Origin of the sequence: Methanosarcina horonobensis HB-1 = JCM 15518, from assembly GCF_000970285.1 — an archaeon.
Lineage (GTDB): Archaea > Halobacteriota > Methanosarcinia > Methanosarcinales > Methanosarcinaceae > Methanosarcina > Methanosarcina horonobensis.
The window spans coordinates 2721072-2738068 of record NZ_CP009516.1 but is presented as its reverse complement, the minus strand read 5'-3'; the positions used below and the strand labels follow the sequence as shown (position 1 = coordinate 2738068).

12 protein-coding genes are annotated in these 16997 nt (G+C 33.4%); 6 read left to right on the top strand and 6 right to left on the bottom strand.

Going from position 1 to position 16997, the window contains the following annotated elements:
* Positions 1–29 precede the first annotated feature (29 nt).
* The gene (locus MSHOH_RS12065; protein WP_239450945.1) at positions 30–1274 is read right to left on the bottom strand and encodes an ABC transporter substrate-binding protein; all 1245 of its coding nucleotides are present in this window, start codon (positions 1272–1274) and stop codon (positions 30–32) included.
* Positions 1275–1487: 213 nt separating this feature from the next.
* Between MSHOH_RS12065 and MSHOH_RS12060 the strand changes: the two genes are divergently transcribed.
* The 5 genes from MSHOH_RS12060 to MSHOH_RS12040 all read left to right on the top strand — a co-directional run bounded on the left by MSHOH_RS12060 (position 1488) and on the right by MSHOH_RS12040 (position 5609).
* The gene (locus MSHOH_RS12060) at positions 1488–1670 is read left to right on the top strand and encodes a hypothetical protein (protein ID WP_048139939.1); all 183 of its coding nucleotides are present in this window, start codon (positions 1488–1490) and stop codon (positions 1668–1670) included.
* 748 nt (positions 1671–2418) lie between these two features.
* Positions 2419–3459, top strand: coding sequence for a cytochrome c biogenesis CcdA family protein (locus MSHOH_RS12055; RefSeq protein ID WP_048139937.1), 1041 nt, complete (start codon positions 2419–2421; stop codon positions 3457–3459).
* Between the two features lie 336 nt (positions 3460–3795).
* On the top strand, positions 3796–4410 hold the full coding sequence (locus tag MSHOH_RS12050) for a hypothetical protein (RefSeq protein ID WP_052730840.1): 615 nt from the start codon (positions 3796–3798) through the stop codon (positions 4408–4410).
* 12 nt (positions 4411–4422) lie between these two features.
* Positions 4423–4782 (top strand): hypothetical protein, encoded by a 360-nt coding sequence (locus tag MSHOH_RS12045; protein WP_048139935.1) that lies wholly within the window; start codon positions 4423–4425, stop codon positions 4780–4782.
* A gap of 5 nt (positions 4783–4787) precedes the next feature.
* Positions 4788–5609: a hypothetical protein gene (locus MSHOH_RS12040; protein WP_158024143.1), complete on the top strand. Its 822-nt coding sequence runs from the start codon at positions 4788–4790 to the stop codon at positions 5607–5609.
* A 1435-nt stretch (positions 5610–7044) separates the two neighbouring features.
* Here the strand turns inward: MSHOH_RS12040 and MSHOH_RS12035 are convergent.
* From MSHOH_RS12035 to MSHOH_RS24675, 5 genes are all read right to left on the bottom strand, one after another.
* The gene (locus MSHOH_RS12035; protein ID WP_048139932.1) at positions 7045–11886 is read right to left on the bottom strand and encodes a DUF3883 domain-containing protein; all 4842 of its coding nucleotides are present in this window, start codon (positions 11884–11886) and stop codon (positions 7045–7047) included.
* A gap of 181 nt (positions 11887–12067) precedes the next feature.
* Complete coding sequence (locus MSHOH_RS12030; RefSeq protein ID WP_048139930.1) at positions 12068–14722, bottom strand: DNA polymerase; 2655 nt, start codon at positions 14720–14722, stop codon at positions 12068–12070.
* Positions 14691–15047 carry a hypothetical protein gene (locus tag MSHOH_RS12025; protein WP_048139929.1) on the bottom strand — a complete coding sequence of 119 codons (357 nt, stop codon included), beginning with the start codon at positions 15045–15047 and terminating at the stop codon, positions 14691–14693. Before MSHOH_RS12025 ends, MSHOH_RS12030 begins: the two co-directional genes overlap by 32 nt.
* A 12-nt stretch (positions 15048–15059) precedes the next feature.
* The gene (locus tag MSHOH_RS12020; RefSeq protein WP_048139927.1) at positions 15060–15698 is read right to left on the bottom strand and encodes a hypothetical protein; all 639 of its coding nucleotides are present in this window, start codon (positions 15696–15698) and stop codon (positions 15060–15062) included.
* Positions 15695–15844 (bottom strand): hypothetical protein, encoded by a 150-nt coding sequence (locus MSHOH_RS24675; protein ID WP_204245310.1) that lies wholly within the window; start codon positions 15842–15844, stop codon positions 15695–15697. The genes MSHOH_RS12020 and MSHOH_RS24675 overlap by 4 nt, the downstream gene beginning before the upstream one ends.
* 89 nt (positions 15845–15933) lie before the next feature.
* Here MSHOH_RS24675 and MSHOH_RS12015 point away from each other — a divergent pair, with 89 nt between their 5' ends.
* On the top strand, positions 15934–16983 hold the full coding sequence (locus MSHOH_RS12015) for a hypothetical protein (RefSeq protein ID WP_048139925.1): 1050 nt from the start codon (positions 15934–15936) through the stop codon (positions 16981–16983).
* Positions 16984–16997: the final 14 nt, after the last annotated feature.

Genomic DNA, 16997 nt, shown 5'->3' with positions numbered 1-16997 from the left:
ATATAATTGATGGTGCGAACACACACCATTTATTGAATAAATATCAGTTTTTCATCTCGCATAATAACCCTTTCATCTTTTTTCCACTGGTAACTTCCATTTTCCTCAGTGACTGTCCAGATGTCATAGTCCCAGTATTTTCTGTCTCCGTTCTCATTGAGTATTGTCCATCCGCTAATTCCATGATATGTGTCTGTAAGAGTATTCACTGCCATTTTTAAGCTTTCATCATTATCCGGAATGGCATCCAGATCAACAAATGTAGCTATCCAGAGAGCGTCATAAGCTGTCAATGCGTAAGACTCAGGAAGCCTTCCAAGCCTTTCTTCGATTCTGGGTCCAACAGCCTGATATATATCATTTTCTCCCACGTATCCGTATATTGGCGCCTTGACACTGATTACTGCAGCAAAACTGGCTGCATTATCATCGTTGATCAGTCCTCTGTTCAGCGCCATACCGTCAGTGCCATACCAGCTGACTTTTGACAGGGCAGGATAGTTCCGGGCTAAATCAAAGATCTCTGTTACTTCTCCATAGGAACAGAGAAGCACAGCAACGGACTCCTTATCATTTTCCGAAGTGGCTGCTATTACTTTTTCATTGAGTTCCTCTACTTCTGCGGAAAGGTTTGCATTTTCGGATTCATATTTGACTCCATCAAGCACAGTACCGTTAAGAGCCTCAAAACTCTTCTCGACTTCATCAGCAAGTCCTTTGCCCCATATATCACTCCTGTACATAGGGATTACAGTACCGATTCCTTCATTTGTCATCAGTCTTGCCAGAACAATTCCCTGGTTGGTGTCGTCAGGTACAAGTCTGAACAGATTATCGTCAGAGACCGCTAAAGATGGAGCTGTTGATGCAGTACTAAGAAGGATGATGCCATTCCGGGTTGCATAATCCAGGACAGCTTCCGCTTCATTGCTTGACTGCGGGCCGATAACGATCTTTATCCCCATTTCGTCAAGTTCTTTGAGTTGTTCCAGAGCCGTCTCAGAGTCACTTTCTGTATCCTTTATAATTATTTTTACGTTTTTTCCGGAACCAAGTCCTGAGAAATAGCCATTGATATCCTCAGCTGATACTTCAAGTGCCGTCTGGCTTGCTTCTCCGATAGAGGCAACGCTTCCTGTAAGAGGTAAAAGTGCTCCTATGGTTATGTCTTCAGATTCACTGGTAACCTCTTCAGCCGATTCAACACAACCTGACCAGAGAGTAGCCATAAGCATAGCTATTAAAGCGCATGTTATCTTTTTCACAAACGTCATAGTAAATATTTAGTCAATGTCTGTATTTATATATTTGTATTGTTCGTACATTCATTTGAAGTATCTTCTAAACATTGAAGCTTTGAAGACAGCGTTTTTGAATTTTTCCTGTTAGTTTGTTGAGGTTTTTAAGTAAAAAATAATTAGTAGTGTTTAACATGAAATTATAAATTTCCCGTAAAAAAGTATAGGAGAGAAACACAGAAAAATAAAATGAAAATAAAAACCTCACTCTCTAAAAGAGGTAATTCAAATTCCTTTGTAACAACTGTTCCAAGGAATTTATTATTTCTTAGGGGGATTGATGTTACAAAAGGAAAAACTAAGGTTTTATGGGTCATTGATCTAAAAACTGGGAAATTTATTGTAGACTTTGAAAACGCAGAAGAAAAATAAATGATCATTTAAAGAATGATGAAAATGTAAACTGAAAACTACTTATGTTGTGTAAAATACCTTGAAGACCTTAAAGAAATCAAATACAAACAAGAGACTAAATTATATTAATTAATGAAACTTATTTATATAAGGACGAACATCTCAATAAATTAAGACAAGTAATAGTATTTTGTTTATTAATTAAGTGGCTAAGTAATTGTTAAATTTATATCCTCTTCAAATTGTTGGATGTACTTGAGTTATTGATAAATTCAGAAAAAATCAAGTATATCCATTGTTATGAAAAATACAGAGAGTGTTTATGTATATGTTTTTCAATTACTCGCAACCACTACCTCAACTTGTATGGTAGAAGTAAATTTCACATATTTGCTGAAAATTTAAGATTCGATTAAGTCTAAAAACAGTCTTGTACGACGTGTTCAACGTTCTAGCGGTATTACAAAACGTTGCATATTTTTCAGGTTGAAAAAATCACCCTAGAATTTGAAGAGAATACTTAATTTTTGAAAAAATTAAAACTACATTTAAAGGTAAAGAGAAAATAAACTTAGGAATCTATTCGGAAACTGTTTAATGTTTTAGACGCTGTTGGCAGAATGCTGTTGGCATATAGAAATATTTAGTTTATATTATAAGTAGATTTTTTGGATTTTGGTTTATTGCAAAAAAGTGAGACAGTTGAGGCACCTAGATTGTCAAAATAAGTGGTCAGGGGTAAAAAGTATAACTTAGGGAGATTATTATGAAGGCTGTACCTGATATAATATGTATTATGTGCATTTCTTGGCTAGTTATCTTTTCTATACCAATAGCCTGCGCAGAACCTATCTCAATCCAATACTTTCATCAAAAAGGTTGCCATGATTGCGAGATAACCGATCCAATTGTCGATCGAATAGAAGCTCAATATAATAATACTATTGTTATATCAGAAACCGAAACTAGTACTGCTGATGGTTTTAATCAATGGAATAAATATGGTTTTCTTGAAGTCCCGGCTATTGTGATAAACAATGAAACAAAAATTCCCAAAGAAGAAATTACTGAAGAAAAGTTAAAAACTTTAATTGATGAATATCTTGTGGAAGAGGAAAATATTACTGAATATACTACAGAAGAGGTAACGAGAAAAGAACAGGAAATCGAGTATATAAACACAAACCTGAATTTGCCATTTGCCTATTCTCTCGGACTTTTTGCAGGTTTTTCACCCTGCCTGATGGCCATACTTGGATTTCTTTTAAGCTTTACTGCAGGGACGAGCAATAGTGCGAAAAGTGGAATGGTACGTTCAACAGTGTTTGGATTAGGGCTGGTGGGTTCTTACTTATTATTGGGCTTATGTCTGCTTTCATTCCGAAAGTCAATTCCCGATTTGGAAAGCTTTTCTTTTGTTACAGGCATCGTTGTAATTCTCATTGGCTTAAACCTTCTGGGGGTCTTAAAATCTCCTCTAGTTCTGGATAATTATTTTCAGAGTTCTGCCAGGAAGTATGCAGGCACTCTGAGTGGAGTTTTCTTTCTTGGGATATTGTTTTCGTTTGTAAAAGTTCCCTGCACTGCTCCAATGCTCCTTGTGCTGCTCAACAAGACTATTACAAACGGGACGGTTAATGATCTGGCTCTATTGCTTGCTTTCAGCGGAGGTGTATTGACGCCTTTTATTGGGATTGGCATGATAGGGGGCTATACTTTGTCCAAACAGATCCGTTCATATAAAGTGTATCTGAAGAAAATCAGCGGATTTGTGCTTATATTACTTGGTTTCTGGATAATGCTTTAAATTGACTGTAGAACATATTTCTTTTTTAGGAAAAAAGCATCCACTAGTTAAACCTGTTAAGGTAAAATCAACTATATAATTTTATTGGCAAACTTCTCGATGTTTAAAGATTGGAGAATAGTCATGAGTTTGGAAAAACTCTTGAACAGTTCATTTAAGCCAAACATAAGAAAGTTTTATATGATGTGGTGTTAAATTTATCTGTGGAGTTAAACAATCTCTTCTGAAACCAAAACTAAGTTTAAACTCCACATGCCAAGAGGCAAGAAACATATAATCTAAAAATTATTTAAATATTTGCTTCTTGCCTCTTAAACGAATTAGAGGTGATACTAGGTGACATTAAATAGCAAAGCTAAAAGAATAAGCGGGCTTGTCATGACAACTCTTATTATAGGTATGGTATTGACTATGCCTGTGTTAGCGTGCCCACCAGGAACAAGTTGTGGGAATGACTCAAGTGTTGGGAAGCCTGTAGAACTAACAAACGAAGATAAGGATAAACTGATTAAGACAGCTCAAGAAAATGACCAAGTCAAAAAATATAGAGAAGAATTGGAAAAAGAAGGATTTAAGCAAAAAAACATCGAAGCGTATACTTTACCTGTAACATTAAAAGATGGGTCTGTAACTGATATTCAGGTTGTTACACTTCAATTTGAATCATCTAATTACGAGACTAAAGAGATAAGTTATGCCTACAATACGAAGACTGACGAGACATTAGTAGTGACAGGAGCTTGGTCATGTGCTGAATGTCTTGCAATAATTGTAGGCGGTGGCATTGGTTGTACTGGAGTTTGTGTAAGCTCGGGAGTTCTTACTATGGGAGCCACTTGCGTAGCCTGCATAGTAGCTGCAGCAACTATAGCTTTATGCCCTTGCTATGATTGTGCCTGTGCAGCAGGATATTCTACCGCTTGTAACTCGTATAACAATATTTGCAGATAATGGGTGAAATCTATGCCAAAAGTTGATAATGTACAAAATACGAGGGTTAATATGAAAAAATGGGGTAATATTTGCCTCATTCTTTCTTTTTTACTGATGTCATTTGGTATATTAGACTTTCTTATATATAAAAGCAATTACTCTACTGCTATCATATTGATGAGCTTTGCAGCATTATTTTCGTCTATCAAAATGCGTGCAAAAAAAGATCTGCCTATACTACGATTTGCGGCTGGTTTATGTATTGTTTTAGCAGTTTTTGTGCAGGCAATTCTCATACAAAACCAGTATTTTGCGGTATTGGGTCTTGCAGTGCTTATAGTTTTTACATTAGATTATATTAAGCATTTAAAATCTATGATATCGATGTGATGTTTATGAACTTAAAAATCTTTGTACTCGCAGTAGTAATTCTAATATCGTTAGTGGGAGCTGCTTACACTGTTAATACTCAAAAAAGCCCACAAACTAGTTATAATCTAACATATAACTTTGAGAAAGGTGACAAATTCAACTACAAAAGCGTATCTTCAATCGAAAAGCCAAAAAATACAATCTCAGAAAACATAGACATTTTAGTTTCAGATGTTGGAAAAAACCATATCACTATTCAAGCAATATCAACTGCCACGATAAATGGAAATAAAACTGAAGATTCCTATTATATAAACATGACATCTCATGGAAGTTCTATGGAATTAAGCTCTAAAAACTCGACGATACCAATAATACATTCAGAGTTACCAAACACATTGACATACCCTGAGAAAGAAATTAAAAAAGATGATACTTGGATAACAGCTCTTGATAAATTTGGTAATTATACATCAGATGAAGGATCAACTAATTATAATTTGACTTATGTGACTAAGTACGAATGTTTAGGTCTAAAAACAATTTATCTCGATGCAAAATATTTTGATTGTATCGGTATCAAAAGTGATACAAATTTCACATTAAATACGGCAACAATGGCCTTAAATAAAACTATTTATGTAAACACAACTGGAAATACATTGGGGGAGAGTTGGGTAGACCTAAAAGGTGGATTTTTAGTCAAATCAGAATACGACACAAAGGAAATAGTAAAAACAGATTATTCTGATCTGTATGAAGAAATTGGATTAGAAAAGCTCTATCGGGAGACTCCTATAAATTCACATACAACCTATGAACTTGTTAATATTAAAAAAGAGTGATGAAAATAAATTAGCTAATTTATATAACAAAATTGAACAGAAAAGAAAGAGTTTTAAAGCTTAATTTATTCAACTTTAACTTATAACTTTCTTAAAATAAGATATAGCTACCAATAAATATTTATTACAATAAGTATGGTGAAAAAACTTAGTTATTTTTCAGCTTTTTATGTTTCTTCTGAGCTGCGGCATTTGAAGAAGTGGGTTATAAGGGAGAACTTACCGATTGAGGTTTGATCAACTGGTATTTAGAAATTTTGGAAATGTATCCACTTTAAAACAAAAATCAATATTTTTTTATAATGAGGAATCTCTAGAGAGTAATTTAATGTGAAAATATCTGAAAATCCATATATATTTGTCCTTGGTTCTTCTGTTCTCAGTCTTCAAAACTTAGTTTCAATTTAGAATCTTTGAATTCATAAGAAATTAAAATTGAGGCCTCAAACATATGAAGTAATTAATACAGAAATTGATCAGAATTTGGCTAGAATATACCCAAATAGGATATGAGATATTGAGCAAAAAGCAGAATAGACAGTAATAGAAAAGATTATTATGTTTTGGTGCGGGAGAAGGAATTCTAATCCCTTAACGCCTGCGCAATAAGATTTTGAGTCGCACACCGTTAACCACTTGGTTACTCCCGTCTGTTGCCAAATTATCTGATTAGTCTAACTATTCACTAGTCTTCCTGATTATATCTTGAGTTTATTGTTACGGGTGGTACTGGATAAAACGCATTTTTTTGCATTTGAACTAATCAGATTAAAATGACCTCATGAAAGAGTTAATATTAGTCATTTAATAAACTCAACCTTTTCTGGTAATTTAGCACATAAAGATACTATATTTTATGATGCAAAGTCTGTAATTTTTTTGGATACAAAAGCCAAATGACATTGATTTTTGTGAATATTGAGGAAATAACATAACACTAAAATTTTTCCTATTACATACTAAAAGAATTTGGTTAAATATTGTCATACTATTTCGTTCATAGCTGATAAACGTGATCTAATGCACTGCAGTATACAAAACCACTAATTAAAAAATCTGGTTTTGGAATTACTCACTAAAGGAGTATTGACTTGATGTTATCTATAAAGAAACAGGATTTTAGAAACAGATGCGGGGTTATAGATATAAGGAAAAAAAGCAACGCTATTTTGTATAAATAACGCACAACCAATTCTATCCTAAAGTAGCCTCAACCAAAAAGCATTTTTTTTGTTATGGTATTTTAATGAAAAATTAATTTTTTTATAGACTATAAAAAAGTAATATTACGTTTTGGTAAAGTAACATGATAAATCGTTATACAATCTGACTAAAAATAAGTTAAACTTTTAGTATGTATTTGTAATAAACTTACAGCACAATTTTCTAAGTGTTTATTCTAGTATAATGCTAAATTTTAAAATTACATATAAATTTACTTAAATGAAGATGATAAGATTTTCTTGTTATTTTCATCTGTTTTTTCAAATTTCAATATAAAGCTGTCATTTAGTACCGTGAATAGTTTATTATCATTAAAGCTTTCTTGACCTTTATAATCAAATGGGCCTTGAATAACTTCAATCGAAATATTTTCATGATCGGTTATGTTTCTAACCATAAATATTTCATAACGTCCTCCCAGTTTCTCCCCTTCTATAATTTCAGTTGAAGTAATATGAAAAGCGTTGTCCTTTCCTACTACTTTGACCTCTACATATTTTGGGTATTCTTCACCATCTGGTATATATTCAATATCATATCCTTTACCATCTTTTCCATCCAAATTTATTTCGGCTACTTTTGCATACTCGGAAACCCATTTGACATTTTCCTTAATGCTTATTGTTTTGCGGAGGTAATTATAGACCAAGAATTCACCCAAAAAACCTAGGCCTTCTTTTTGCTTTTTGGTGGTTTTGGAATAATTCATTAAATAATTGCCTTTTCCATTTTTTCGATCAGAAATATCAGCTTTTTTAATCTCAACTTTTGAGAGATTTATTTGAAAATTGCCATTGTCGAAACCAGTTTTTAATTGATGAGATAACTCACAATAATCGTTATAAAGAAAGGTAGTATCACCAATTATTAAACTATTATTTTTTTCCAATCCATTATTGCTCTTAGATGAACTAGTACTGCTAGATACTGGAGTCCATTCTTTAAGACGTATTATCAGGTTCTCGATTTCGTCTTTAAAATATAGTAAGCTTTCTAAATTTGAATTTTCATAGAGAAAGCGACTACCAAGCTCTTTAGAAATTTGCTCTTCCTCAACTCTTTTTTCGTATTTAGTTTTATTGTTAAAATATATAGATTCGATATCTAAATCAGATTTTACATTAAGCAAATCGAGCTGAAATAGATCTTTCACTCTTGAAACTAGGTCTTCTTCAACATTATAATCAATTGTGTTTCTAGAGTACCCTTTAATTGAATCGTATTTATTTATTCCGTCTAAAAATTCCATTTTGTCTTTTTCAGAGTCTATAAAACTTGAATAAAAAACTTGCTTAAATTCTTTTTTCTTGCTATCTTTTATCCTTTTAAAATCGAGCTCATATATTTCAGAAATATCAATCGAAGGATAAACATATTCATTAAAATCATCAATGGATAAACCGGTTTTTTTCAATAGTTCGATTATTAAACGTAACGATTTTTCTTCGTTATAGTTATCATAGTTAATCTTATCCATTGCTATAATTATTTGTTCGCTATTGTCGGGGAAAAGGCGTTTTAACTCTTCTAACAAAATTTCGTCAGCGTCACATGATAGATTAATTTTTTTAGAAGGGAAGCATTTTACAAAAGACTTCCAAAAATTCCATTTTGTATCATTTGTTATGCCTAGCTTATCTTTAGCTGATATTAGTTTTTCAAGATGCCTGTCATCAAATTCTTCACGGATAATGTCATCCCTGTTAGTTGAGGAGTTTGAAAACAGCTCTCTTATTTGCTGTCTTTGTGCATCTACATCAATCAAGGCTGAAAATGCTTCAGCTATAGCAGAGCAAAAGTTTATATCATTTTTTAGTTCCTTTTCTGTATCCAAATATATGGGAGTTTTTATAAAAAAAGTATTAGTGTCATGTTGGTAAAAATATTCATAATCTGATAACTTAATCTCCAAACTTTTATTTTCTAGCTCTAATGAGATATTTAATGTGTTTACTAATTTAAACTTCACATCTTTTATAAGATTTTTTTCTCTTCTTGTACTATCTAAATGTTGCCTATAAATATACACATAAGGCTTAAATGCTTCAATTTCCTGTTCAAATCTGCTATTCAAGTTGTGAAAGTTTGGTTGACCAGTTAAATTTAATTCTAAACCTTTAAGCGGCTTCACACCAAAGATTTTTTCAATCTTTCTTATCCCTCTTCTGCGATCAGCTTCAAGGGTGAAGAATTGTTTTGTAATACTTTCGCCGTACCTTTTGTTATTTACGTAAAATACATTACTTGCTTTTTCGTAACTATTTTTTCCTTCCTTTTTACAAAAGACCAGACCTCTTGATAAAAAATTTTTATACTCATCATCGGTGGTATCCAAATTCTTCTCTTCATAATTTGCCGATAACTCCCGATAGAAAGACTTTGCTTTTTTTCCTTCTGGATCATTTTCAGGAAGTTTTAATAAAATTGAGTAAAGTGTATTTGTTGAGAATGAAGAGATAGTTTTATTGACTCCTACCAAGTTCAACAGATAATCTATTTTGTCACGTCTGATCTTATTGCCTCTAAAGATTGTAGCATCAAAATCAACATTAGGTTTTTCAATGAATGGGCTAAGTTCATCTGCTATAGTAGCCGATGTAGTGCATAAGCGAGGAGATTGTTTAACTCCACTTTTTGTGTTTAACCAGGCAGTATTTGACAGTTTCCATTTTAAGAAATTTCTAAATTTAAGCCCTTGGAGGATCCTAATGTTTATCTTTCTGTATAAAAAGAAGGAAATTTTACTTGTCGGACTCTCTTCATCTTTGTCAATCTGTCTCAATAATTCACTGTCTGAATTTAACCATGAAAGTATATTTTCGCTACTGTTATTTATTAAAATTAAATCTAAGTCATCAACACTAGTGACCTTTATTTCAGAATATAAGGTTAGATTATTTTTAAATTCACTAAAATCCTTAAAGTATTGACCGTCTATTGGGTCTTTAAAATTATAATGCTTCATGGCATATTCAGCAAATTCTTCTGTACCTTCTACTTGTATTTTTCGTGGAAACTCAGCAACTCCAAGCCATTTCAAATAAAAATTCCATGTTTTGAAGTCACTCTCATCAATCCCATATCCTTTTGGCGAATTAACTAACTTACTTTTATTGTAATTATAAATTGCTTCTGTCGTGATATTTCCATATTCTTTTCCAAAATACAGCTTGTTAGCAAGTTCAATTTTATTATTTTTATTAATTAACGGAACTACTGGTCCTTGCCAATTTGTTGATTGTGACTTTTCTCTTTGATATAACCTAAAAATGATTTGGTTTAGTTTTTTTATGTCTTCAATTTCCGCTTTATTGGGATTTTTGGAATAGTAATGACTTATCAATAGCTTAACAGTTGTAGTGAAATCAAATGTTTTTATTTGAAACTTATAGAGTTTAGATGATAACGATTCATAACTATTAGCTACTAACGCCTTTTCCAATTTTTTGGCAAGCTCAGGATGAATTATTTGAATGCCAATCTCTGGTGGCAACACATATTCATTTCCTTTAGGAGGTAAGAAAATATTATTATTAAATGGTAATGGATTAAACTCCGAATCAAAAAATAAGCATGAATCACTGTCTTTAACTGTATCAAAAAGTTCAGTAAATACCTTAATTAATAAAGCATTTTCTTCCATTGAATACTCTTTTCTTTTTGCAGATATTGCACTGCATAATGATTGAAAGGCATGGGTATCATTTTTAAATTTAGGCAAGTATTTCCTAATTTTTTCTTCGTTGCAGAATACTAGTATGTTTGGAAAAACATCTTTTGGGAGGAGTTTTGCGAAAACGTCATGGCCGTACTCGAAATATACAGGCTTATCCTTTAATGAAATATACTTATTGGAAATGGTTGGAAATATTTCTTTAGTATATAGTGCATCTTTGAGTTTATTTTCAAAGCCTGATTCCTGTATAATTTTTGGTAAAGCATTATTTTCGAAAATCGTAAAACTTCTTGCCTTATAATTTACTTGTGTTTCTTTTTTTGCGATTTTTTCAGCCGTATCTGCTATTAAATCGGGTATTAAATCTATTAATCTTTGATTGTACCCTTCTTCATCAGTGATAATGTCATTACGATCAGCATTTAAGTCAAATGTGCCGTGTAATATGCCTGAAAAATGAAATGGGACTTTAGTTCGGAAGTAAGAGTAAACAATATCCTTTTTATCATCCAGTTCATCTTTCCACGCTACACTTAATTGGTAATCTCTATCTAAGTCTTCAAACTTGCCACTTTGTGTGTTAATATTCCAAAACCGTATAATTGGTGTGTCGCTGTTTTTTATTGTTGTAAGTCTAACCAACGAACCAAAAATCTTTTTATCATATATTGTGATAGCGCCGTTAATATTCAATTCTATTCTTTCAAGATGATTCAGAAATATCAATACTTCTCCATCTATATCTTTTTCAATTTGTTGATTTACTTCTTTTAGAGCTGTTTCTTTCAAATCTATTTGGATGATGGTGTCAAATTCTGAATAGGCTACATATTTGTTGGTGTCAGCTGTAATTACTTCCGGACAAGCTAAAGTAGGAATTGGTGCTTCCTTAGTTCGCTCATTAAATTTATTACATTTATTTGCAAACTCAGGATTTCTTAACAAGTCATCTAAAACTTTTTTGCTGTACTCCTTCGAAAATGCTACACATAAATCGTGGCTTTTAATGGTTACTTTATTCGCCCAACTTAAAATAGACCTAAACCCTAAACCTTTATTCCCAATTTGATCTTTTTGTGCCTGTTTTGGACTAAGATGACTATGGAAAATGGAAATCAAGCCGTCATTTGAAAAAGGATAACCTGTATTTGCTATGGTTAGTTGGTTTTCTTGAAGTTTAATTAGTACCTTCTTCTCTCCTTTTGCTTCAATGGCCGCATCTTCTGCATTTTGAATCATTTCAAGTAACTGGCGTCCATTATAATTTTTTACATTTTCTTTTTCACCGTTATATTCGGAAAACATACGTTCAGGACTTAGAAGATAAACCTTTTTGGTGGTTTCTATTTGCTCTCTAGCCACATCTTGTATAGACATTTTATTGAATTACTCCATTAATTCTATCGGTTTAAATAGTGATAGGCTTATAACTTTTGGCATAGTTTAGATAGAATTTGCTATTTGATAAAAATTTGAAGGGATTATATTACCCTTCGCATATTGTACCTGATTTCTCTAATTTAATTTGTTTTGTTTTTAAATCCGGATATTAACTAATTTATTTAGCATTCAGAAGTTTCTTTACCGCTTTTGTTTTCAAATTTATAGTTCCCTTTTTCTTAATCCTATCTTTCACCCTCTTCAATGTACTCCTATGCTTAACTCCTTTCTTTCTGGCTTCTTCAGGGGTTATTGGTAGAATTGCCTCCTTAACCTCTTCCATATTGTTGAAAACCTGTGGCTTAGTTACATCCAAAGGTTGATCCTCAATATTATTGGCTTCCTTTCCAATGTAGATCAGACCAGTAGCCTGAATGTGTTTTCTCTCTAAAACTCCAATATCACCATCAAATTTGCTTTCTGGATGCTCAATATACTGTAAGATGGTTCTACTTAGAGCCTTAAAATACTGGGAACCTTGTTTGATTTTTCCTGTTTCATAATCAATAAATGGTTCATGTACTATCTTCTGAGAATTTTTAGTGAAAGGGGCTAAAGGCTTGACGACCTTACCATTTTCTTCAAATGCGTGAGTGCCTACAAGGCAGAAGTTAAAAGGCTTAATCTGCTCTTTCCAGGGCTTTCCCTTATTCAGTTTCTTGAATTTTCTCAATACATTGGAAGTGGTAACTGTAAGCTGAGAGATTGCAGAAAAGCTAGAATACTTCTCTTCAATGTCATCTTCAGTTGTTTGACCATAATGCAGTTTAAGTATATCTTGCCAGATTTCACCATGCCAATCCTTAACTACTTTATGGAAAGGGTTTGTTAAATGTCCAAGCCCATGAAGCATGTAAGATCTTTTTTCCATAAAGCTAATTTTCTCATTCTCATAATAGTACAGAGCATATCTTTTAGAAGAGATCCCATAAAACCAGAGATTTTCTTTTTCAGGCTTAAGTAATGGAATATTGACACTATATGGGTTAAGTGGCTGAAAGAAATCCACAATCTTTTGAGCTTTTTCAGGAGGCACGAACACCGAATCAGTATCCATGTAAGCGTGAATAGTTCCAAGCTCTTTTAATCTGGCTTCAGCCATTGTTAAGAAAAGCCTGGCTCCTGAAGTTATCATAGCTCCGAGAAGAGGATGAAAATACTTCCCTGGCTCTTCATATCTGTTTTCCTTAGTAACAAATTTCTTAAGCCCATAAACCTCAAGATCACTTTTTTGATCTTCGGGATTAAGCTCAATGAAGATGCCATAGCCTAGAGCATTTACAAGGATCTTCATAGCCTGGGCTCTGCTCGATAAATGCTGATACTCAGGGTGATTTTTATCTATACTCTTTAATTTCTCCTTAATCTTCTGCCTTTCTTCTACAAGGATCTGGACAGCATTATCTTTTTTTGGATCAATATCAGTTCCAAGAATCTTGGATTTCCTTAATTCCTTCTGTACTCCTTCAGGAACAAATTTCACAGCTTCTATGATCTTGGGAACCTTACCAGTCAAAAGATAGGACCCTACAATATCAGGCAACGAATACCACATTTCATAACTGGAAGTTAGATAATTCACTCCTACGTTATACACTGAATTATCCTCTTTGTAGTCCCTCCTAACAGGCAAAATATCTTCATCTGGTTGAATTTTAACCATGACTACAAGTTTTTTCCATATATCCTGATTCTGTAGGTCTGAAAGTTTCAGGTTTGAAAGGAGCTCTATGGTTTCGTCTGTAACCTCCTGGATCTCCAAACTTTCAGCTGTGATATATTTCCAGATTCCCATTAACATTATAACTGTAGGATACATGCTTGTAAAATCAAGAACTGTAACCTTTGTTGGTACTTTTCTGATCTTACATTCAGTTCTTCCCCCAATATAAGAGGTCATTATATGTCCAATAACTTGCTCCGGAAAGTCTGGGTTAATTTCCCGGAATGGTTTTACTCCTAACTGCTCAAGAGCATGTTTTCCAATGGAAGCAGAGCTATAGATTTCCGTTGGAGGTATGTCAATCTGATAAACCTCAAGCTCCTTAACAAGTGCCTCATATACTTCACAAGTAACTTGAACGTCTATAATGTTGTACTCAATGTATTTTTCAGTGACTTTTCCATGCTCAACCCCTTTCATCTTCTGTGTAGGAGTGTTAAGCCTCTTTGCAGCTTCTTCCAGAGAAATCCGATCTTCTTTAAGGAGAACTTCAGCAAAATTTTGAACATCGAGGAAGTACCCTTTGAAATAATTCTCTCCTTTGTTCTGCTTGGTTCTTGAAAAACTGAAGCTGTAGGCTTCTCCAAGCTTTTTGATTTTTATGGATGGATTGAAAGGGTTATCTGAAAGGGAGAGGGTAAATCCTCCCCTATTTCTTCCTCTTGAATCTCCTGATCTTTTTGCTATCCTGCTAAGGTCAAAAGGTAAGTTAAATCCTATACAGAGAGTATGGTTCGAGAATACTTCTGGATAGAATACATTGTCTACAAACTCATCCCTGAGATAAAGATCTATATCGTGCTCCCTAGCGTATTTTTCTATAATGCTTATTTCCCTTTCATTCAAAGCAGAAGGATCATAAAATAAGCCCTTGTAATAATAGCCATCCTGCGAAATCTTAAAGGACCCAATTTTAAGATTTTGTTTTTCGTCTGGTACAGTTTCAGTGTCAAAGGCCATTATTCTTGAATGTTTTAGAGGTCCATAAATTTTAGGTCCCTTAGGCTTTTTAACTTTTTTAGTAAAGCTTCGAACTACAATTTTGGACATAATGTATCAACTCGTGGCCAATTTTGATTAACTGTTTTCCAGTATCCCTTAACATGGCTCCAATGGTAACTAGCTGATAAGCAATCTTTTCAAGATATGAAGCATCTGTTGACCTGGATTTAGGGCTTACTTTGTTTTGTTCGTTGGTGATTTTGGCATGACAGTTTTTACAGAGTAATACTATCTCTTCGGAAGCATTTCTTGTAAAATTGTGATGTTTCTCTAATACAACTTGATCTTCTTCTCCACACATTACACAACGAGGAACCGATATTCCATTCCTTATATCTTCTCTTACACATTTTTGATAAATTTCTTTACTCATGTTTTCACCTATTTAGTGTACATAAAGTTCCTGAAATTCGGGCTCTTCTTGAGCTTCCATGATCTCATAAAGGGCCTGGAGATCTGTTTCAAACCTATGTTCTTTGCCGTTAGCATCAATGATTTTTAAATCTTTGAATTTGTCAAGTATTGAAGGATCATTGTTTTTTAACGCTCTAGTTACCCTGTTAGGATATTGAGCGAGTAAGGATCTATCCTTTGAATTAGCCGTTACAATACTTATCAGGCCTTCAGTGGAATAGATCCTCATTTCTGCCTGAATTGAATCTGTTTTTGTAACCTTCCAAGTTCCTCCTGATTTGTACAGGTTCTTTCCAAGATGTTTGAGTGCAAATTCTGTTCTTAAGCCCATTTTTTCAAGTACAGAAGAAAGGTTTTCTCCTTTTCGCAGTCCCCTTAAAACTTCGAGAGATAGTAGCCTATCTGTCTTCTCCTGATCTGAAAGACTGTCCCAAGCACGTTTGCTTAATTCATAATCTTCTATCCTGGCTTTTCTAAGCTGACTCAGGCTTCTGTCAGGAAAATACTCATGTTTTCGGATGATTTCCTTAGCATACTTTGAATCTCTGGGCTGTGCTTTCTTCCATCCACCGTATGTTCTATGGTCTTTGGAGAACCTTGGCCGACTCATTTATCAGCCTCCAGGAGCCTGATAAAAGAAGTTCTCAGGACTTCAGCTTGAGAGCAACCGAATTCTTCTGCTTTCTGTGCAAGTTTCCTCTTAAGGTAAGGAGGAATTGTTATCACAATTCTGTGTTTGGTTTTTTTCTTAGTCATCAACTACTAAAAAGGTAAAATGTTATATATACGATGTCATCTAATTATACATCAATTATGACATCATTCATTTATATAGAAGGCAAATAATGAACGAAAATGACGCAGATACTGACACTCAAATTGTAAATTTCATGAGGGGAAGGCCCTATGTGCAGTCTATAGAGATTATTGCCAATTTTGCAAGAGAGGGCCCAAAGAAGCGTGAGAGTAAAGAAGATAAAAAGTTTAATGAAGATACAAACGCCGAGAATAACGGAATCGTAAAAGAAGATTCTAAGAAAAGTGAGAGTAAGGAAATAGATTTCAAGGTGAATGAAGAGAACAAGAAAGGTAAGAGAACAATTCAGAGAAGAATTCAAAAGTTAAAAAAAGACGGTATAATTGCCGCTTTAACAGAAAAGCAACTCAAAAAGTATGGGATAAAGATCACAGATGGACAGAAAAAAGATGGCCGAGCCAAATACCTTGTTCTAAAAGAAACTATCGAGAGGGATGGCGAATTAGATAAGATAATTGATAGTCACATTAAAGGGGATGATCTTGATAAAAAAATGATTTTACGTGAAATAAACCGTTGCAAAAGATATATTTTGCTTCCAAATCAACTTGATGCTTTGGCATCGAAATTAGATACTGAAGATGCTGAATTAGTTGAAGGTTTTTTGCGTATTCTTCATGAATATATTACGAAAAAGGAAATTAAACCACAAAATAAAGAGGATTTGGTGGAAAAATTAAAGAAAGTATTAGAAAGATATCCTGAAGGACATAAAAAACATACAATGATAAGAACTTACGCTATCCGGCTTCTTGGAGATTATGATGATAATGCTGTTATTGAACAGTTGATTAAAGATTGTGAAGTAGGTAATTTATCAGAATTTAAAAATGACTATTTTGATTGGACTACAGCTAAGGTCATTAAAAAATCAAAAATAAAATTATTTAACTTGGAAAATAGTCTGAGAAGAGAAGGAGACACAGAAACCGCAGATATTCTTGCTGACCTTAGAGACTGGGCCGAGGAGGTACCTGAAACACAAAAAGAAATGGATGAACTTTTTAAGTCTGGACCTTGCGAGACAGGCGAAAAACCAAATATGGGTGGGCTCAAAAAATATTGGGATAAAAAATAAAGTAAAAATGCTTA